The organism is Microcoleus sp. bin38.metabat.b11b12b14.051 (assembly GCF_013299165.1).
Taxonomy (GTDB): domain Bacteria; phylum Cyanobacteriota; class Cyanobacteriia; order Cyanobacteriales; family Microcoleaceae; genus Microcoleus.
The window spans coordinates 150,848-171,603 of the sequence record NZ_JAAFKD010000011.1; the positions used below are offsets into that span (position 1 = coordinate 150,848).

Sequence of the window (20,756 nt, forward strand, 5' to 3'; positions counted from 1 at the left end):
TTTTTAATCAGGTGGTCTCGTTTTCACATAGCTTCAATCAACAAGTAGCAAGTATAACAATTTAAAATGCACAATCTCAATCACAAAGCCGATCGCCCAAATCGACAAATTCTCACAGCTTTAATCCTCGGATGGGGATTGCAGGGACTATTTAGTCTGCCAGCATTAGCAGAACCAAGTTTAGCTGAATCTCCGGCTGTGATTGAAAACCAGGGTGAATCCGCCACTACGGAAATAGCGGTTGATGCACCGGATACAATCTTACCAGAAAATCAGCAATTTGTCGATCGCACCATCCAACCATCCCAACCCAGTTTACCCGAATCTCCCACTACTCTTGCAACTCTTGCTGAACCAGTCCCTAGCGAAATTGCAGTTGACTCACCCGAGAAGATGTTAGTCGAAAATCCTTCATCAGCTAATCAGAATCTCCCAGCCAATGACAGTTTACCCCAATCTCCAACGACTATTGAAAACCAGAATGAACCAATCTCAGAGGAAAGCACAGAACAAGTTACATCAGTTGCTCAACTCAGCGACGTTAAACCGACAGACTGGGCATTTCAAGCACTGCAATCCTTAGTAGAAAGATACGGCTGCATAGCTGGATATCCCGACGGAACTTTTCGTGGAAATCGTGCTTTAACACGATATGAATTTGCAGCAGGAGTCAATGCTTGTTTGGATAAAATTCGCGAAGCTATCGGCACGGTAAATCAGAACCGAGTCAAGCAAGAAGATTTACTAAAAATCCAAAGATTGCAAGAAGAGTTTGCCGCTGATATCGCCCAACTGCGAGGCCGCACCGACTTGTTAGAATCCCGAATAACAGAACTACAAGCCAATCAATTTTCGCCCACAGTCAAGCTATCAGGATTGACAATCTTTGGGATACAAGGCCGCAGTCCCAACCGTGCAGATCGCGCTCCCAGAGATGGAAAAAAAGATACCAAAGACCCCGGTACAAATGTCAATACAATCGCTTTAAATCAATTATACTTGACTGCTCAATTCACTCCCCGCAGTAACTTATTCATCGGTCTTTTAAGTCAGAATGGCAGCACTTCACCCCAACTAACCGAAGATATAAACCTTGCTTACAATTTCGGCGAAACATCTGGTGTCACCCTTAGCGACCTTAACTATCGCTTTTTAGTCGGGGAGAAATTAGCAGTGTTTGCAGGAACAGCGGGAGTCAACATGATTAGCGGTTTCCGAGGGCCGAATCGCGCAGAAAGCGCAGCTTCCGGCCCGATTTCAACCTTCGCTCAAAGAAACCCAATTTTGAACATCGGTTTTGGTCAAGGCGGCGCAGGAATTGACTGGCAATTTGCCAAACGAGCCAGTTTCCAAGCTGTTTATTCTACTACCGTTCCCGGATTTTTTGTCAGTTCTAACGGGCCAACGGGACACAATACACTGGGATTCCAATTCACTCTTACTCCCGCCGAACCACTGGATCTTACTGTTTATTATGTCAACGACTATTCGCCTGATGGCAATTTGATTAGTTTCGCGGGAGACAGCCAATTAACTGCTGTAAATCCTGTGACTGGCAAGTCAGCATCCCTCCAAACGAATGCTGTGGGCGCGACTGTAAATTGGCGAGTTTCCTCGCGAGTTTCCCTTGGAGGTTGGGCCGGTTATACTAATTCTCGGATTCCGGGAAAATCGGGCAGTGTGGCAACTACAAATTATATGGTATTTGTGAATTTTCCGGATTTGTTTGGTACCGGAAATTTAGGAGGGATTTATATCGGGCAACCTCCTAAAATTGTCAGCAGCAATTTACCTACAGGTAACAACATTCCTGATTTTTTAGATACGGGTTTAGGGCGTAAAGGCGGCCAACCGGGAACTACTACTCATGTAGAAGCGTTCTACCGCTGGCAGGTGAACGATAATATCAGCGTTACTCCCGGATTTATGATGATTTTTCAACCCGATCACACTCGCAATAGCGATCCAATTACGGTGGGTGTATTGAGAACTTCCTTCTCATTTTGATTTGGTTAAATCGTGAGGACTGAGGCGATCTGATGTGGTTCGACCGTCAGGACTTCTGTCCTCCCCGATCGCACCGCATTCCGTAACAATTGTTACAAATGAGTATTTTTACCAGGCACCTGTTTTCGCTTCGTGACACCGATTTAAATCGCCCCAAATAAATATCAATCTGTTTTCTACGTACAAACCCATAATCTTTACTAAACTTTTATATTCTGGCAGAGTAATTTAGGATTTCCTCTGTATTTTCTACATGACAATACGGAGTTCCGGCTCAAAAAAGATCCGCATATACCCTCTAGGAATCACTTTTTTATTCAATTACCATTTTAACATATCTGCGATGGTTCCTAAAGTTAAGGTTAAAGAAGATGATTAAATCAACTGGCTATTTTTGGGTTCTGGGTATGGCAGCAATTTCGGCAGTGACAGCCTGTCCTTGTCAAGCACAAACGGTTGTTGAATCAAATACAAATGTCAGGTTAGAAACAAATTTAACAACGGCCGAGTCCCAGAAGGCCGGTAACACTGCTGCTGGATCTCGCCCAAAAGCTCTTAACACTTCTAAATCTTTTACGATTTCAGAGACGAATACCGTACCTGCTACATCTACTTCCACGGCGGCGGCTGCATCCAAGCAAGCTTTACGCAGCAATCCTTTAGGATGTCGATTTTTTGATACCCCTTCACTGCGACAATAAGTATCAGGACATCCGGGCAAAAAAGAATATCATGGCCCAATAGAGAGCGATCGCACCTTTAAAGTCGTATAGCTCTTTATTTAGGCGATCGCGAAACTTGCAAGTTACAGCCAATGCTTAACCCAGCCAAAATACTCAGCCGAGTTCCTCTGACAAAAAGGGCGATCGTCCAAGTTCCCCTGCGAACACTCCTGATCGTTCCGTTTGTCGTGCAAATCTTCGCAGCCGTAGGGCTGACTGGATATTTGTCGTTCCGCAACGGACAAAAAGCAGTTAACGATTTAGCCGATCGGCTCAGTACCGAAGTTAGCGCTCGCATCACCCAGCACCTCGACAGCTACCTCGCAACTCCCCAACAAATCAATCAAATCAATGCTTCGGCGATCGAAGTAGGACACATCGACCCGCAAAACCTGCCCAAGCTGGGACATTATTTCTGGAAACAAATGCAGGTATTTAATGTGGGCTACATCTTTTACAGTTCAGCATCCGGTTACTATGCCGGCGCTGGGTATTTACTCGATCCCGCAAAGATTGTGATTGATGAACTTTCAGCTAAAACCAAAGGTAAAACTCACAGCTACAATACTGACAAGCAAGGAAATCGCCTTAAGTTGAGCTATGAGTACGATTACGAGCCTCGGAATGATACAGTTTATAAGGATACAAAGCTAGCCCGAAAACCGATTTGGAGTAAAATCACAAATTGGGAAGGTTTTCCAGAGATTTTATCCATTGCTTCTGGCTCTGGCGTCTACAACAACAATAACACTTTAAAAGGAGTTTTAGTTGTTGACGTGCGCCTTTCTCAAATTAGCGATTTTCTGCGCCAATTAGCACTCAGTTCATCTATCAAAATTTTTATTGTCGAGCGTTCAGGTTTGCTAGTGGCTAGTTCCTCTAGCGAACAGCCTTTTAAAATTATAAACAAAAAAGCTGAGCGAGTAAATTGTCTCAAGAGTAGCGATATCTTCATACGATCGACTGCTGAATATTTGCAGGAAAAATTCGGCAATTTTCTAGAAGTCAAAGCAAATCGCCACCTACAATTTACCGTAAAAGACCAACGTTACTTCGTCCGACCAACAGCTTGGAAAGATAAATTTGGTTTAGACTGGCTGGTAGTCGTCGTCGTCCCCGAATCCGACTTCACATCACAGATTAATGCCAACACCCGCACCACAATTTTACTGTGCCTGGGAGCATTATTGCTAGCAGTTTTTCTGGGAATTTGGACATCTCGCTACATTATCAGATCCATCTTTCGCATCGTCACGGCCTCGGAAGCGATCGCCTCTGGGGAATTATCTCAAAAAATTGAGGAATCAAGGATTAAAGAACTAGCGATATTAGCTAAGTCTTTTAACTGCATGGCCCAGCAGTTGCGCGAATCTTTCAGCACTTTAGAAAATACCAACGAAAAACTAGAACTTAGAGTCGCCGAACGCACAAAAGAACTTTCCCAAGCTCTGTACAACCTGCAAATAACTCAATCGCAATTAGTCCAAACAGAAAAAATGTCCAGCCTCGGGCAAATGGTAGCAGGTATTGCCCACGAAATCAACAATCCTGTCAACTTTATTCACGGCAATATCACCTGTACTAGAGATTACATTCAAGACTTGCTAGTAATTTTAAGTCTTTATCAAAAGCACTATCCCCAGCCGGCGGTAGAAATTCAGAAATACTCAGAAAATTTTGAGCTAGATTTTTTAAAAGAAGATTTGCCAAAAATACTAAATTCCATGGAACAAGGAACCAAACGCATCAACGAAATTGTTTTAAACCTGCGTAACTTTTCTCGTCTGGACGAATCGCAAAGGAAAAAAGCCGACCTCCACGAAGGCTTGGAAAGCACATTGCTAATTTTGCAACACCGACTGAAATCTACCGACAAAAAGCCAGCCATTGAAGTTATCAAAAATTACGGCAATTTGCAGAAAATAGAGTGCTACCCTGGTTTGTTAAATCAAGTTTTCATGAATATTTTTAGCAATGCGATCGATGCTCTGGAAGAATTACAACTTTACCGTAAAAATATTAAACCAGTCATTGAGATTTCCACCGAAATCACATCAGACAAAGGTTGTACAGTCCGCATCAAAGATAATGGATGCGGAATTTCTATAAATTTACAGTCGAAGATATTCGATCCTTTTTTTACCACTAAACCTGTAGGGAAAGGAACCGGGTTAGGGTTGTCGATCGCCTATCATATTGTAGCAGAAAAACATCAAGGAAATCTGACTTGCACGTCGAAATCAGGAGAAGGAACGGAATTTTTAATTTCACTTCCTAACTCTCTTAAAACCAGCAAAACCTCTTAATATATAACGGTTCTCACAAAGATGAGGTATACCAGATTCTGCGATGGACGAGCGGGTTGAGATCACTACAGAGCATTTTTACCGGATAGAAATCTGAAGAATAGGCACAAGCAATTAGCAATTAGCAATTACCAATTAGCAATTAGCAATTAGTGTAAGCGTGCCCGATCTTTCAGAGAAAGGCTATAACTGATTTATTGTCTAGTTTATGGAGGAAAATCAGAAAACTGTTTGAGATTCCTCAAAATTATTTGAGGCTTACTTTTGTACTGTTCAACCTTGCCGCTGATATACACATAACCCCGTCCTTGACCCGCATAACGCTTTTCAATCAACCGCTTCAAAGGAGCCATGGCATCAGTTTCAGCATCCGGTATCCACAAATCTAATTTGTGATAAACTGAACCAGCGTAAATCAGAGCGTTGCTGCCGATCCATTTATTAATGCCAGCCTGCAAATCGCAGAAAATAGTAATAGATTTAGCATTCTCCGAAGCCGCTAAAATCTTCGGGTATTGCAATCTCACAGACAGCGCTCCGGTGGTTGCTTCCGACAAGCGAAAATCTTCAACAATCGAGCCGCGCATCGACCACCAAGGCAGCAAATTAGCATAGTTTCGACAGGGAATTTTAGCGTTGGTAATCGGATTCCAAATCATCAGATTGTAAGCTTTGGCCGCCGATTCTGCCTCAGTCATTTGTCGGTGATACAATCGGGAACGCCCGTATTTCATAAAATAAGGACTCCAGCCTTCTTGAATCAGTTTTAGATTGTAATTTTCTCCATCTTTATGTACGTAACAAAGGAGGCGTCCGTAGTTGTCACGATGTTTTTCTACAGCTACTTCAACCGGATCGTCTGTATCAAACTCAACGTCAACTTTAGCTAGTCCGCCGTCTGCTGTCGCGAAATATTGTTTAGCCATTTCCGAAGCTGCTTTCCCTGCGGCAGTTACAGGTTTTGAAGTGTTGGAGTAACTTTCTTCTGTATCGACACAAATCAGCCGCAGAGACTCGGTTTTGCCGTTGAGAGCAACTTTGACAGTATCGCCATCAACTACTTGAGTTATTTGCAGGTTCGGAATTCTGGTTGCCATATTTCGCACCCTGTTAGACTTTATATTTGATTCACATATTGGCTAGATTGTACATGAGTTTGCTGCTAAGTGCAATTGGTTAGCACTGACGGGAGTTCTTTGTGGCACCCGATATATAGCGCTGTGTGCTTTCACCAGCAGCCTACCGATTAATATTGGTATTTTTAATCTTGATTTTTGCAAGTTGCTGCGTAATTTATCAAGTCAGGAAAAAAAGCCCTAAAATCTAATTCAAGTTGCTGATAATTAACTGTTAAATCTTCAACTCCGCCTGCTAAATTATTTGTGCGTTTGATTCTCGCTGACATTCGATTCAGAGCATTGTCTATGCCGCCAATTGCCTGATACGATCCGAGCAAATCGCGGGCGATTATTTGTGGCATCACCCGCTTGAGTGATTCTGGCAATATATCGCGATTGTCTTGCAGGACTTTGTAGGTGAAACGCGCAAAATCGCTGAGGGGAATTTCTGAATATTCCAGCCAATTTTTAGCTAAAAAGTGATCGTAAAATACGTCAACCAAAACTCCGGAAAACCTGCGTCTATCGGCGCAAACAAGGCTTTTGCTCGATCGCACTATGGGGTGAGAGTCCGTGTAGCGATCGACTTTTCGGTGCAAGTCGATGCCCTGTCTAATTTCCTGGGGGTAAAGATTTACTGCCGAACCCTTGACAAAATCGCCTAAGAGGTTGCCGATCAGCGATGCTGGCGTGCCTTCTGATAAAAATAAATGAGCTAAATAATTCATGAGGTTTGATTTTTCGGACTTCAGTCCTCACTACGAACGGGATAACGGTTATTCTAGCAAACATAATATAAGTTATGTTATACCAAATTTTGCTTAATTATAGCGAGTTTGGGAACTGGATCTGCGGCCCGTCCCTAGCTATTTTGCAACAGGTATAATTAAATGAGGTACGGGAGCCAGTAATACCAATTACCAATTACCAACGAGACGTACCTCGTGTTACACCAGAAGTGCTATATCTCGTTTATTTAAGTCACAGGCAGTGCCATGATAAATTCAGACCCTTGACCTAAAGTAGAGTTTAGTTCCAGCCAACCTTGGTGTTTTTCTGTAACAATTTGATGGGCGATCGCTAATCCCAATCCCGTGCCTTTGCCCACGGCCTTAGTGGTAAACAAATGGTCAAAAATATGGTGCTTTACTGACTCGGGAATTCCCGTGCCGTTGTCTTTAATGCGAACCAAAACCTGATGTTCAGCTTCCAGAAATTCCGTGGTAATTGCAATCAAATTCGGATTGGCTTCAATTTCGGCAAAGCTGCGTCCTATATTCGACTCTTCCAGGGCGTCGATCGCATTTGCGAGCAGGTTCACAAACACCTGATTTAACTGTCCGGCAAAGCATTTTACGTGGGGAATCTGATTGTAGTTTTTGATTACTTTAATTTCCGGGCGATTTTCATTGGCTTTGAGGCGGTGTTTCAGAATCAAAATCGTGCTGTCGAGTCCTTCATGCAGGTTGAAGGTAACGGGAATATCGCTATCAGCACGGGAGAAGGTGCGCAGCGAAGTGCTGATGTTCGCAATGCGATCGACTCCTTCACGCATAGAACCCACCAATTTGGGTAAATCTTCGCGCAGAAAATCTAAATCAATTGCTGCGATTTCATCTTCAATTTCCGCATCGGGCACGGGGTATTTTTCCTGATACAAATCGAGCAAGCAAAACAAATCTGTGATATAATCTAGAGCTGGTTGGATGTTACCTTTGAGGAAGCCGACGGGATTGTTGATTTCGTGCGCTATACCTGCTACCAAGTTTCCTAAAGCTGACATTTTTTCGTTCTGAACTAATTGCAGTTGCATCGTTTGAAGGTCTTTTAAGGTTTGTTCCAATTGTTGGGATTTGTGGAGCAGTCGCTCTTCGGCTTGCTTGCGGGCGTCGATGTCGGTGCAAGTTCCAATCCATTCTCGAATGCTGCCATCTTCTGCCAAAAGGGGAACTCCTCGGACAGCAAAGTAACGGTAAATTCCATCAGCTCCTCGAATGCGGTACTCTGTGTTGTACAGGCTCTTTTTTGTAACGGCTTCAACCCTCACTTTGGTTGTGCCTTCAATGTCATCGGGATGCAGAGCATTAAGCCATCCTGTTCCCTTCACTTCTTCTTCTGTCTGGCCAGTGTATGCTCTCCAATGGACTGTATTGAGGTTTTCTCCTTCAGGGCTAGCCAGCCAGACGATCTGGGATGTGGCAGTTGTCAGATAACGATAGCGGGCTTCGCTAAGCTGTAGTTCCTCTAAAGATTGTTCTAGCTTTTGGGCATAAGTTTGGGATTGTTGATAAAGCTGGGCATTTTTCAGGGAAATTGCAGTCTGAGAACAAAGCAGTTTTAGCAGTTCAATACGCTGTTGCGTAAATGCTCCTTTTGTCAGCGAATTTTCGAGATACAAAACCCCAATAAGCTTGCTTTGATTGAGAATGGGAGTACACAACAAACTCAGTGGTTGGTGTTGGGTGAAATAGCGATCTCTCGCAATGCTGGGATGAGAGTTAGCATCAGTAATGACGGTTTCTAAGGTGCGTTCGACATAGTGAATGGCTGCCGGTGGGAAATTGCTGCACTCGTCTACAGGCTGGGGAGACAGGCGCCGGATGGTACGATCTAAATATTCCACAGCCGTTTCTAACTCGCCGTCGCTGGCGACAAACAAAGCTGCTTTATCTGCTCCAGAATTTTCGACAATTACTTGCATGAGCGTAGCCAGTAGTTTGTCGAGATCGATTTCGCTGGAGAGGGCTTGAGCTGCTTTGAGTACAGTATTCAGATCCAGCTCTTTAGAAACCGAAGAGCTGCAAATGCTGGAGACAGTTTGTTCTGGGGAAATGTGGGTATTGATAGAGCCAGTAAGAGAGCCGTGGCGATCGCTAATCTGGGCTCTTTGCAATATAGGGCTCAGCAGTTGCCCGTAGCGGGCTGTCAAATCTTCAACTTTGGCTTTGGCTCCCCAACGGCTGTAGCAGTAGTAGGCTTCTTGCATATAGCCGGAGGCAACTTTTTCTTTGCCCCAGCCGAGGTAGAATTTAGCAGCAAGTTCGTTGGCGAGGGCTTCTTCTTGGATATAGCCGTTAGCTTTGGCGAGGGAAATAGCGCGATCGTACAAATCTCCTGCTTGATAGTTATTGCCTAAAACTCGGAATTTTTCTGCCTCAACGAGTAGATACTTATGGTGAAAATTTTGCGGAGCATGAGTCAACCACTCGCCGAGGTTTTCTTGATTCTCTTCGACATCAGATAGATATTGTTGTTGCTGGCTAGTTTCTGCTTGAGGATAGGCAGCAAGGAGAATCAGGGACAAGTAGAAGTTGTAGACTCCGATGGTGAGCAATCCGATCGATGCTTCTATATATTCTCTAGCCATTAAAGCATAATCAAGAGCTAGCTTCACATCATCAAACAGATAAAGTAAATTAGCTTTGGCAAGATACAGCGCGAACAATGACATATAATTTTTATTGCTTTGCCAAAGGGGAATCAGTAGCGATTCATCAAAATCATTGCCAGTGAGTTTAAGAGTATCATTCGCTTTCCCCTGCAAATTCAATGCAATTTGTACCCAAATCTTGGCATAGTATGATGCAAATTCATGATGGTTTTTGACAATTACATATAGGTACTGTGCTTGCTTTTTTTCGACTAATTCCAGGTATTGCCCTACCAGAAATAAATTTTGACAATAGTGCATACAACTATAGCTTGCCCATTCTATGTCACCAGTTTCTATTCCACTTTGATATGCTTCTAAATATGCACTTATAGTTACATCAGCAGGTTCTTTCCAAAAACGAATGTGACCATTAAATAAAACATAAATTTTTGCCTTCAATTCGACAGCATGAAATTTATCTAGCAACTTTAAGGCTAGTTGACCAGCATGATATCCATGCTCTATTTTTTCTTTTTTAGTACATAAAATAATACCATACAGGACGTAACTGTAAGCAGCTAAAGCAGAATGACCGCCTTCAATGGAAAGCTGAACCATTGTTAAAGTGAGCGGTCTGATCAGGTATGGCTTGGCAATATAAATCGGCGGATATAGTGCCATCATAATTCGCAAAGCTGTTAATTGATGCTGATTCGTCATCTCAGGAATACTGTCTAAATCCTCAATTCTTGGCAAGTCTGGCATTGGGCGATCGCTGATATTTTCAGTAAGGCAAATTCCCAGTTTTTCGAGTGCTTCTAATCCAGTATCGATCGCCTTCAGCATAAGGCTTTGTAACTGATACGAATGAATTTGCAATTCGTAGATTTTCATCTGATCGAGGGCTGTCTTTGCTTGTTGCAAGACAATCTGTGCCAAGTTGTCTAATTTCGGAAAATTAGTATTAAGATATTCTGCTTCTGCTGCTTCAATGTGAACTAATAACATTAAGTCATAGTGACTCTGCCAATGTTCTGATTTTAGCAACCCCAAACTAAAGTTTAAGTATCTAACTGCATCTACATAAGCTGTAGCTGCTTTAGCCTTTTGACCTGCCATCAAGTTCAAATTTGCCAGTTGCTCGAGTTGACTTGGCTCGCCGATGAGTTCAGAGCCAATATTCAGGTGATTGACAATATCGAAAATATTCTCTTTTAAAGTTGATTGTGGGATTTTTTCTAGCAGAAGTTGACCAATTTTGAGATGGGTTGAGTTTTTTTCAGATTCTGGAATTAAAGAATAGGTGGCTTGTTGAACGCGATCGTGCAAAAACCTATAATCTGCCCAAGTTTCCTGGGGCGAAATGCCATCGCCATACTGGAAGAATTTGTAAGTTTCACTAATCGGTAAAATCAAACCTGACTGCAATGCTTTCCACAAATCAGCAGCAGTCTCTGTCTGCAATTTTTCCGAGACAATCGCTAGGGTTGTCAAATCAAAAGAGTTGCCAATACAAGCAGCTAACTTCAGCATTTCCTGAGTTTCCACAGGCAACTTTTGCAACTGCGCTGCCATAAACTCCACCACGTCCGAAGTGATGGCTGCTGCTGTCACCTGCACCAGATCGCATTCCCAGTAGTGTTCTTCAAGGTTGAAACTAACGAAGGAATCGCTGTGCAGTGCCTTGAGAAACTGCGTCGCAAAAAAAGGATTTCCCTTCGTTTTTTGATATGTTAATTCTGTCAAAGGTTGGGCTAATTTTGTCCCAGAATTCAGCGTGTCTGCTACCAACTGATTGAGTTCTGCCTGATTCAGGGGTGCCAGGGTAATCGTGTTAACTATTGCTTGTGCTTTGGTGATTTCCTCCAGCGCCAGCATCAGCGGATGTGCCGGAAATACTTCATTATCTCGATAAGCGCCCAGCAACAGCAAATATCGAGTTTCGGTTTCGCCCAACAACATTTTTAGCAAATTAAGAGATGCCGAATCTGCCCACTGCAAGTCATCCAAAAATATCACCAACGGATGCTGTTTAGTAGTAAAAACTTGAACAAAATTTTGAAACAGCAAGTTAAACCGATTCTGCGCCGCACTTCCGGATAATTCGGGCACAGGAGGCTGTTTACCAATAATCTGTTCAAGTTGGGGAATTACATCAATAATAACTTGTCCGTTTTCGCCTACAGCTTGCAGGACTTTGGTTCGCCACTGTGCGAGTTGAGCTTTACTTTCTCCCAATAGTTGCTCCATCAAATCGCGGAAAGATTGGACAAAGGCACTGAAGGGAATGTTGCGCTGCAATTGGTCGTATTTGCCTTTGATAAAGTAGCCGCGCGCTGCGATAATTGGTTTGTGAACTTCATTGATTGCGGCGGTTTTGCCAATGCCGGAAAAGCCTGCAACGAGCATTAATTCGCTGCTACCGCTAGCAACGCGATCGAACGCAGATAGCAAGGCGGCAACTTCGGCTGCTCTCCCGTAGAGTTTTTCGGGGATAATGAAGCGATCGCACCTGTCGTGTTTGGCGATCGCCAAATCTGCAATCGTTCCCGTTTGCTGCCACTGTTGCAGGCAAATTTCTAAATCGTGCTTCAATCCCAGGGCGCTTTGATAGCGATCTTCTGCATTCTTTGCCATCAATTTCGCTACAATTTCTGATAAAACTGCGGGTACTTCTGGGTTCACCTGATGGACGGGAATCGGCGAAACTGCTAAGTGACAGTGGATTAATTCCATAGCGTCATCGCATAGAAAAGGGACTTGTCCCGCCAGCAGTTCATAAAAGGTCACTCCCAAACCATAAAAGTCGCTGCGATAATCTATGCCGCGATTCATGCGCCCGGTTTGTTCTGGCGATAAATAGGCAAGGGTTCCTTCTAAAACGTTGAGATTTTGGATTTCCTGGGTTTCTCTCGGCAACAGGGAAGCGATGGAAAAGTCAATTAATTTGATTTGTTTGGTTTCAGGATGAATTAAAATATTAGCAGGTTTAATATCTTTATGAATAACGCGGTGCTGGTAGAGGTGGTGCAGGATATCTGCGAGTTGAATGGCGATCGCGCTGAATGTAGCGATGTCTAGCGGGTGTCCTTGGGTAAATTGTGATACAGAAATCCCGCCAAAGTCTTCCATCACCAGCAGCCAGCCATTGCCACAATGTTCTAGGCTATAAGCTTGAATAATTCCCTGTAGCTCGATACTCTTGGCGTTTGGAGCGGTAATTCCACGCATAATCGCGTACTGATTGCGAAATTGCGCCAACTCGCTAAAGGTGGGCATTTCATTTCGCAGCAGCTTCAAAATCACCGAGTTGCGGTCAGATTCTCGAATTGCTCGATACACTAAGGTTCTGGAACCGGTGTAAATTTGTTCGGTAATTTGATATCCCGATCGGGCGATCGCGCCACCCCAACCACCAGCACTTGTATCCCAAGCTGTTTGGGCTGGATCACTGCTTGAAGAAGTTGTTGGTTTGTGCATAGGTTTTATGTGATTTGCGTTCGGGATAGTGTGACATATTACCTAAAAATAACTCACAACTTCGCATTTGACATCGTACTTTAGAATAAATTCAGACACCAATTTCCCGGACTACAACTGTATAATTGTGCTAGCTTTTTTTATGCCCTATAAGCGAACTCAGTAATTTTACTTAACTAAATTGACACACTTTTTAACAAATTGCCTAACAGCATTTTGGGAGATAACTGAATTTTGGGGACTATTTTTATGTGAATTACACTCAATAAAAACCAATTTGATTATAGGTTTGAGCGGACGCTATCTAATACCATTTTGACAAATTGTTGCTACGCTTATTAAGTGTATATCAATTATCTGTTACGATCATAAATCCCCGGATACGGCAGTGCCGTGTCCCTACAGATAAAAACCTCTAATTTCTTTTTTGTAGCAATGTTTTTTTAAATTGGTATAACCCAGAAATTCGTCATCTCAACTATCCCGCTGGAGTTCATGTCTTGGCAATTCTCAAAGACGAACAGCATTCAGAAGCAGTCGATGATGACTACTTGTTAGACGAGTGGCTGCAAGTAAGGTCGGAAATTAACCCCGATGCCGTTCATCTATGGCGTGGTAAATAAGCGAATTAACAATCAAATCGCAGATGAACGCAAATCAAAACTAATCTGCTAAAATCTGCTAAAATCTGCGGCTGCAAAAAAACCACGAACCGCGGCGCAATTTATCCAAAATAGTCAATTTTTCTAACTATATACAATTTTTAGATAAATTATAAACCAATACGGTTTACTTAAGACAATTCACGGGGAAAATAATGTGATAAATAGACCCTGCGATTGCTCTCTCTATGATCGCAATGACAAATAAACCTTAAGTGAACCGTATTGAATTATAAACGAATAAGAATCTCTCCATTTTTAGCATAGATAATAGCCTTCATAGGAGTAAGAAAGTCCATTCCTAGCAAACCATCAACAAAAGTGGTTGCTGGTAACGTGTAGGCAACTATAGGAAAATTTTCCACTCGCTCCCCCAAGCAATTAAACCAAGGTACAGCTACTACTGGTGCTTCGACAATACGGCCACCTGCTGATGTCCTAATTCTCCGTAAAGGATTTTGGATATCGCAACCAAGAGCTTCTAATATATTTACCCGCAAGACGGTATAACTCGATCCTGTATCAACTAACAATCTGAATTGTCTCACAGTATTGCTCGTGGTAGAAGCAGCAGCTTTTAAAACGAGTAAATTTCCGTAACGCGAACACCGATAAAGTCTTTGTGAAGTCACGATATTAGGGAATAGTCATCAGGAATAGGGCCAGTATATTCTATGGAAATTGACCGGATATCTGGAAATTTTGTCAAAGCTCGGTCTATTTCGTCTCGCTCCGGTGAGTGAGCCAAAACTTCACCGCGAATCACATTCCATAAATCGTCCGATTCAGTATCCGCAATTAGCACCCACTCGCAAGGATAGCGCTCGCGTATTTCTGCCAGAGTCAAGATTTCTGCTGTGGGTTTGTAATCAGATCCGTTATTATTTTGAATCAGAACTTGGGAGGGCTGGTTGGTTTCTAATTGAGTAATTTGTTCGTTTAATAGTTGCCAAAGTCGGCGTTTGTCTTCTGGTTTTAGGGAGGCGATCGCATCTACTAGGACTTGAAAGGGAATTGGCAACTGTACGGTTTCTGTGACCATGACATTTCTCAAGGTATGATAACTCTTGAATTAGCTGATATTAATATACTAACTCAAAATGAAACCGCAGATGAACGCAGATGAACGCAGATCAAATTACATCTGCGTTCATCCGTGTTCATCTGCTTACATCTGCGGTTGCAAAAATAAGCCTACGAACCACCGCGCAATTTATCCACAACAGTCCGATCTTCCAAGGTGGAAGTATCCCCAGAAACCTCTTCTCCGGCAGCTAAAGAACGCAGCAAACGCCGCATAATTTTACCGCTGCGCGTTTTTGGCAAGGCATCGGTAAATCGAATTTCGTCTGTCAATCAATCAAGGTTATCAATCTTGGTAAAGCTACTTATCTTCAACTTTTAAACTCCTAATCTGTTCGCGAATCACATCGGTTTTTGTTCTACCGCTGTTGGCGCAATAAGCTTCCAGCCTAAGCATTTCTACTTCAGGCAATCGGATGGTTAGAACTTTAACATTTTTACTCATACTGCAATTATACTGAAAAATGCAGTACAATTATAGCAGAGAAATGCGCCTTGGCAGAATGTTGCCGCACCATGCCAAGACGACTTCCCCGAAGTTGAACGTCCAACAAAGGAGCAATTTAATTATGATTCAAGATCCCGAAAAAGAACCAGAACGCTGGGACGAGCCGATCGTTGCGGATAACCCCAGACAAGCGAAACAGGAGTGTCAAAAACGAGCCGATCGCTACCAGGTTGAATTTAGAATCTGTGACTCTACCCCGAAAAGTCGAAAATCGCCCTCAAATGTACCGTTGTAACTACAAGGAGAAAGAGTAATGGCTGTTCTCGAATGTGTAAAACCAGGTGCTAAACTCGGTCAAATTATTCTGGCCGTCGATCTGACTGTTGCCGGTGCTGTCGATCGCGTTTTAGCAAAAATTCAGGACTTGGGATATAACCCAGAAATTCGTCATGTCAACTATCCCTCTGGAGTTCATGTGTTGGCAATTCTCAAAGACGAACAGCATTCTGAAGCAGTCGATGATGACTACTTGTTAGACGAGTGGTTACAGGTAAGATCGGAAATTAACCCAGATGCCGTTCATCTGTGGCGTGGTAAATAAGCGAATTTAACTATTAACCGCAGATGAACGCAGATGAACGCGGATCAAATTACATCTGCGTTCATCCGTGTTCATCTGCCTACATCTGTGGTTGCAAAAATAAGCCTACGAACCGCCGCGCAATTTATCCAAAACCGTCCGATCTTCCAAGGTTGAAGTATCCCCAGAAACCTCTTCTCCGGCGGCTAAAGAACGCAGCAAACGCCGCATGATTTTACCGCTGCGCGTTTTCGGCAAGGCATCGGTGAATCGAATTTCGCCGGGACGGGCGATCGGGCCAATCTCATTTACAACGTGCTGCTTCAACTCCTTCGCCAATGCGTCACTAGGCTGCTGTGAGTTATCCAGCGTCACAAAAGCGACAATTTCCTCACCTTTAATCTCGTCGGGTTTACCAACAACCGCAGCTTCCGCCACCGCTGGATGCGATACTAAAGCCGATTCAACTTCCATCGTACCGAGTCGGTGTCCGGCGACATTAATCACATCATCAACGCGGCCCATTACCCAGAAATAACCATCTTTGTCCTTGTGCGCGCCGTCTCCGGCAAAGTAGACAAAATTGCCATCTTTCGGATGCAAATATTCCCAATAAGTGCGACGGAAACGATCTGGATCGTTGTAAAGTGTACGCATCATTCCCGGCCAAGGATGTTTGACAACTAAATAACCGCCGCTTTCATTAGTTACTGGTTCGCCATCTTGATCGACAATATCTGCTACAATTCCGGGGAATGGAAGGGTTGCCGAACCGGGTTTTGTCGGAATTGCACCGGGCAAAGCGGTAATCATAATTCCGCCAGTTTCTGTTTGCCACCAAGTATCAACTATGGGACAATTCGAGTTACCAATTACGCGCTGATACCACATCCAAGCTTCGGGATTGATCGGTTCGCCGACGGTTCCTAACAATCGTAAAGATGATAAATTGCGCGCGTTGGGTAATTCTTCACCCATTTTCATGAATGTTCTGATCGCAGTGGGTGCGGTGTAGAAAACAGTGACACCGTATTTTTCGATCACATCCCAAAAACAGCCTGGGTTGGAGGCGCGCGGAGCACCTTCGTACATGAGTGTAGTCGCGCCGTTGGAAAGCGGGCCGTAGACGATGTAACTGTGGCCTGTAATCCAGCCTACGTCTGCGGTGCACCAGTAGACATCGGTGTCTTGGAGGTCGAAGATCCACTTGGTTGTCATGTGGGTGTAAAGGTTGTAGCCGCCTGTGGTGTGGACGACTCCTTTCGGTTTGCCGGTACTTCCTGAAGTGTACAGAATGAATAGCATATCTTCGCTATCCATTGGTTCGGCGGGACAATTTGCCGAGGCGTTTTTTTGCAATTCGTGCCACCAGCGATCGCGCCCCGGTTCCATTTGCACTTCTTGTTTGGTACGCTGGACGACGAGAACGTTGGTAACGCTGGGTGCAGCATTATTTGCTAATGCCTTGTCTACTTGTACTTTGAGGCCGACTGCTGCGTCTTTGCGGAAGCCACCGTCTGCGGTGATGACGAGTTTTGCTTCGCCGTCGTTGAGGCGATCGCGCAAAGCTTCTGCACTAAATCCGCCAAACACCACGCTGTGTACTGCACCGATTCTGGCACAGGCTAACATGGCGATCGCAGCTTCGGGAATCATGGGCATATAAATGCCGACGCGATCGCCCTTTTGGACTCCCAAATCTTTGATGACATTCGCCATTTGACAGACTTCGCGGTGGAGTTGGGCGTAAGTCAGGGTACGGGAATCTCCGGGTTCGCCTTCCCAAATCAGGGCGGCTTTGTTTTTGCGCCAGGTAGTTAAATGGCGATCGAGACAATTGTAAGAAATGTTAATTTTGCCATTGACAAACCATTTAGCAAAAGGTGGCTGCCAGTCGAGCACGGTATCCCAGTTTTGAAACCAGTGCAATTCTTGGGTAGCGAGTTCGGCCCAGAATGCTTGGGGATCAGCTTTCGCTTTTTCGTAGAGGGCGCGGTACTCTTCCAAGCTTTTGACGTGAGCTTTTTCAGAGAATTCTGCCGTGGGCGGGAATAGGCGTTTTTCTTGCAGAATTGATTCGATGGTATCTTGTGACATCGCTGTTAGTTTTTAGTTCAGTTACTCTTTTCAGCTATTGTGTGCATAAATTGGGGGAAAAGTATGTTTATTTTCCTTAAGACTTTGGAAGATTTTGTAAGTCTTGGGGATGTGTTAGAAATTATTACAGTGGTAAATGCTCAATTTTATCTTGGTAGTCATCATCAAACGATCCTTGATAAATCAAAATCAGTTCGTCAATATTTTGACCAATACTCATCTTGGAATTCAGGATAAATATTCCTGGAATATGACGATTTTGCTCTATGTGATCTGTTAAATGAACAGGCATCGAGCGACGGTTGTTGGTGACAAGAATGAACTTGTGGATTTCGCACCAGATAAGAATTTCTGGATCGAGAGTTCCTTTGGAAGGTGCTGTTAGTTCTCCGACTGCTAGAACAACCAAATCGGGATTACGCCTACGAATTTGATTAGCATAGGCAGGATCGACATTTTCATCAAATAGATACTGGATTGCCATCAGCTTTTCTCATTGCATCTCTTGCTGCTCTCAGTTTGCGGATTTTTTTAGCCGCTGGAGAAGGATTGAGACGTTGTTCTTCTCGCATTTTATCACCCCATTCCACCCATTCAGTTATGTACTGACCAATGGCTTCTTTGTTGTGCAGGTAGTACAAAATGGTGGCATAAACTTGTTCGAGGGTGAGCGATGTATAAATGTTGGCGATTTCTTCGGGAGTTCGAGCGCGAAACAGGTATTCATAAAGAATGGTTTCGATGCCAATGCGGGAACCTTTGAGCCGAATATCGTCATGTCTCAGAAAATTGAAATAGTCTTCTAGTTGCATAGGTAATTCGGGTTAGAAATGCTAATATTATATCAGACCAAATCTGCTGGGAATGCCTCCAAGAGTCGATCGCACATCCTCAATTCCCTCCCAGATTTGGGAAACAGGAATTGTTTTGCCTGTCATTGCTTCATGCCAAGCTTGACGAAAATCTGCTAAGATTGCTTCGTTCGATTGCTCATCTTCATTGATTTCTGTTACTTCGGGAATCAGCACAATTACTTCGACTCGGCTATTGCGATATAACTTTAGCGGTTCATCAATGCACAATTGTCCTCGATCGTCGATCGTTGCCATCACTTTAATTGCTTTCATAAAATCTACCCGATTTACTGGATCGATATTTGGTAAGATTATATCATAGCAAATTCGCTGGTAATGGTTTTATAATATAAGTTGTCGAAACAGTCGATCGATCGCACAAAAGCTATGACCCAAAATCTAGAAGCAAGCCAACTCTCGCTAAATGACGTTCGCCGCCTTCTCAAACTGGAAAGACAAACAGGAGGCTCTTTTGATGAATTTTTATCTGTGGAACCTCTCACCGACTTTGAACAGCAGCAACTGTTAGAAATCAGCAACGACTTTTGTCGCTATCTAGAAGTGGGAAAAGTCTCTGAAGAGTTGGTTAAGTTTTTATCACTTTCACCGTTGATGAGATTAACAGGATTTTTTAAGTTTCCCGCAGTGCTGACAATGGAGGATAGCATACCCATTGAGGTTGAAGATAAAGATACTTTAATTAAAGGGCGGTTGGATATTCTAGCACTGAATCAGCCGGATGCAGAGATAGCGACAACACAGTTCTGGATTTTGGTGGTGGAGGCGAAAAATAGTGCGATCGCCCCTTTGACCGGTTTACCGCAATTGCTGACGTATGCGTTTAAGAGTTTGCAGGTGCGATCGTCTGTTTGGGGATTGACGACGAATGGCGAAAGTTATCGGTTTGTGCGGTTGACGCGGGGGAATCCTTGCACTTATCAGATTTTACCGGAATTGAATTTGATTGACAAAGGGCGATCGATCGAATTGGCGCAAGTGTTGAAAGCTATTTGCAAGTTGCAGAATGTGCAGTTGCAATTGGCGTAATGATTGGAAAGTTAGGAAGACGAGTGGAGGAAATATACATATTTTAATTACCTCATAAGTTTATCAATAAAAATTACACAATCGTGCCAATATAGATTTATACCATCATCAACTTAATCATGCTTTTAACTGACATAGTAAATCTTTTAGGTAAACCCTACTTCCAAGCCTCCAACTGCCTCATTTATAAAATGGACTGCTTAGAAGCAATGTCAAAGCTCCCTGATGAATGTGTCAATCTCACTGTCACCAGTCCCCCCTATAACATTGGCAAAGAATACGAAAAAACACTACCACTTGATAAATATTTGAACTGGTGTGAAAGCTGGATCAGTGAAAATTATCGGCTAATCCTTCCTAACGGCGCTTTCTGGCTCAACTTGGGGTATCTATCAATTCCCAATCAAGCTAAAGCTATCCCCATTCCCTATCTACTTTGGGACAAAATTCCTTTTTACCTGATCCAAGAAGTTATCTGGCACTATGGCGCTGGGGTTGCTGGTAGTAAGTTCTTTTCACCGCGCAATGAAAAGTTCCTTTGGTATGTGAAAAACCATAAAGATTATACCTTCAATCTAGATGATGTGCGCGATCCAAATGTAAAATATCCTAATCAAAAAAAGAATGGCAAAATTAAAGTCAACTCCCAAGGCAAAAATCCGACTGATGTTTGGGAATTCCCGAAGGTAACTTCTGGTAAAAATCGAGCCTCAAAAGAGCGAACATCTCACCCTGCTCAATTTCCTAGTGCTGTCATACAGCGAATAATCAAAGCTTCATCCAACCCAAATGAGATCATTTTAGACCCTTTTCTGGGTTCAGGAACTACGGCGGTTGTTGCTTTAGATTTGCAACGTACTATTATCGGATTTGAGATTTGTCAGGAATACTGCGATTTAGCTGCCAACCGAATTGATGATTTTCTAAGAGAAAAGCAGATTAGTGAAGCTCAATTATCTTTATTTTAAAGAGTATAAAT

The 20,756-nt window shown here is 43.3% G+C and carries 18 protein-coding genes; 8 read left to right on the forward strand and 10 right to left on the reverse strand.

Going from position 1 to position 20,756, the window contains the following annotated elements; all coding sequences use genetic code 11:
* Window positions 1-66: 66 nt before the first annotated feature.
* The 3 genes from QZW47_RS14135 (at window position 67) to QZW47_RS14145 (ending at window position 5,035) form a co-directional block, all read left to right on the forward strand.
* Window positions 67-2,007 (forward strand): iron uptake porin, encoded by a 1,941-nt coding sequence (locus QZW47_RS14135; RefSeq protein ID WP_293128072.1) that lies wholly within the window; start codon window positions 67-69, stop codon window positions 2,005-2,007.
* Between the two features lie 371 nt (window positions 2,008-2,378).
* Window positions 2,379-2,708, forward strand: a complete 330-nt coding sequence (locus QZW47_RS14140) for a hypothetical protein (protein ID WP_293128073.1) — start codon at window positions 2,379-2,381, stop codon at window positions 2,706-2,708.
* 113 nt (window positions 2,709-2,821) lie between these two features.
* The gene (locus tag QZW47_RS14145; RefSeq protein ID WP_293128074.1) at window positions 2,822-5,035 is read left to right on the forward strand and encodes an ATP-binding protein; all 2,214 of its coding nucleotides are present in this window, start codon (window positions 2,822-2,824) and stop codon (window positions 5,033-5,035) included.
* Window positions 5,036-5,241: 206 nt separating this feature from the next.
* Here the strand turns inward: QZW47_RS14145 and QZW47_RS14150 are convergent, their stop codons facing one another.
* From QZW47_RS14150 to QZW47_RS14160, 3 genes are all read right to left on the reverse strand, one after another.
* A complete protein-coding gene (locus tag QZW47_RS14150) occupies window positions 5,242-6,132 on the reverse strand; it encodes a thermonuclease family protein (RefSeq protein WP_293128075.1) in 891 nt (296 codons plus the stop codon).
* Between the two features lie 164 nt (window positions 6,133-6,296).
* Complete coding sequence (locus QZW47_RS14155) at window positions 6,297-6,881, reverse strand: ACP phosphodiesterase (RefSeq protein ID WP_293128076.1); 585 nt, start codon at window positions 6,879-6,881, stop codon at window positions 6,297-6,299.
* A gap of 248 nt (window positions 6,882-7,129) precedes the next feature.
* On the reverse strand, window positions 7,130-13,006 hold the full coding sequence (locus QZW47_RS14160) for an AAA family ATPase (RefSeq protein ID WP_293128077.1): 5,877 nt from the start codon (window positions 13,004-13,006) through the stop codon (window positions 7,130-7,132).
* Between the two features lie 500 nt (window positions 13,007-13,506).
* Between QZW47_RS14160 and QZW47_RS14165 the strand changes: the two genes are divergently transcribed.
* Window positions 13,507-13,629 (forward strand): hypothetical protein, encoded by a 123-nt coding sequence (locus QZW47_RS14165; RefSeq protein ID WP_293128078.1) that lies wholly within the window; start codon window positions 13,507-13,509, stop codon window positions 13,627-13,629.
* Between the two features lie 269 nt (window positions 13,630-13,898).
* Here QZW47_RS14165 and QZW47_RS14170 read toward each other — a convergent pair whose 3' ends face one another.
* From QZW47_RS14170 to QZW47_RS14180, 3 genes are all read right to left on the reverse strand, one after another.
* A complete protein-coding gene (locus QZW47_RS14170) occupies window positions 13,899-14,201 on the reverse strand; it encodes a retropepsin-like aspartic protease (protein ID WP_293128079.1) in 303 nt (100 codons plus the stop codon).
* A 95-nt stretch (window positions 14,202-14,296) separates the two neighbouring features.
* Window positions 14,297-14,710, reverse strand: a complete 414-nt coding sequence (locus QZW47_RS14175; RefSeq protein ID WP_293128080.1) for a hypothetical protein — start codon at window positions 14,708-14,710, stop codon at window positions 14,297-14,299.
* Window positions 14,711-14,862: 152 nt separating this feature from the next.
* Window positions 14,863-15,024 carry a hypothetical protein gene (locus QZW47_RS14180; RefSeq protein ID WP_293128081.1) on the reverse strand — a complete coding sequence of 54 codons (162 nt, stop codon included), beginning with the start codon at window positions 15,022-15,024 and terminating at the stop codon, window positions 14,863-14,865.
* Window positions 15,025-15,215: 191 nt separating this feature from the next.
* Between QZW47_RS14180 and QZW47_RS14185 the strand changes: the two genes are divergently transcribed.
* Together QZW47_RS14185 and QZW47_RS14190 are read left to right on the forward strand one after the other, a co-directional pair.
* The gene (locus QZW47_RS14185; RefSeq protein WP_293128082.1) at window positions 15,216-15,494 is read left to right on the forward strand and encodes a hypothetical protein; all 279 of its coding nucleotides are present in this window, start codon (window positions 15,216-15,218) and stop codon (window positions 15,492-15,494) included.
* Window positions 15,495-15,512: 18 nt separating this feature from the next.
* Entirely contained in the window at window positions 15,513-15,800 is a 288-nt protein-coding gene (locus QZW47_RS14190; protein ID WP_293128083.1) for a hypothetical protein, read from the forward strand.
* Between the two features lie 105 nt (window positions 15,801-15,905).
* On the opposite strand, the gene acs is transcribed toward QZW47_RS14190, so the two are convergent.
* From acs to QZW47_RS14210, 4 genes are all read right to left on the reverse strand, one after another.
* Complete coding sequence (gene acs, locus QZW47_RS14195; protein WP_293128084.1) at window positions 15,906-17,876, reverse strand: acetate--CoA ligase; 1,971 nt, start codon at window positions 17,874-17,876, stop codon at window positions 15,906-15,908.
* 124 nt (window positions 17,877-18,000) lie between these two features.
* A complete protein-coding gene (locus QZW47_RS14200) occupies window positions 18,001-18,360 on the reverse strand; it encodes a DUF5615 family PIN-like protein (protein ID WP_293128085.1) in 360 nt (119 codons plus the stop codon).
* Window positions 18,338-18,688 (reverse strand): DUF433 domain-containing protein, encoded by a 351-nt coding sequence (locus QZW47_RS14205; protein WP_293128086.1) that lies wholly within the window; start codon window positions 18,686-18,688, stop codon window positions 18,338-18,340. Before QZW47_RS14205 ends, QZW47_RS14200 begins: the two co-directional genes overlap by 23 nt.
* Before the next feature lie 27 nt (window positions 18,689-18,715).
* Window positions 18,716-19,003 carry a hypothetical protein gene (locus tag QZW47_RS14210; RefSeq protein WP_293128087.1) on the reverse strand — a complete coding sequence of 96 codons (288 nt, stop codon included), beginning with the start codon at window positions 19,001-19,003 and terminating at the stop codon, window positions 18,716-18,718.
* Window positions 19,004-19,117: 114 nt separating this feature from the next.
* On the opposite strand from QZW47_RS14210, the gene QZW47_RS14215 reads away from it, so the two are divergent.
* Window positions 19,118-19,777, forward strand: a complete 660-nt coding sequence (locus QZW47_RS14215; protein ID WP_293128088.1) for a restriction endonuclease subunit R — start codon at window positions 19,118-19,120, stop codon at window positions 19,775-19,777.
* 119 nt (window positions 19,778-19,896) lie between these two features.
* The gene (locus QZW47_RS14220) at window positions 19,897-20,745 is read left to right on the forward strand and encodes a site-specific DNA-methyltransferase (protein WP_293128089.1); all 849 of its coding nucleotides are present in this window, start codon (window positions 19,897-19,899) and stop codon (window positions 20,743-20,745) included.
* Window positions 20,746-20,756: the final 11 nt, after the last annotated feature.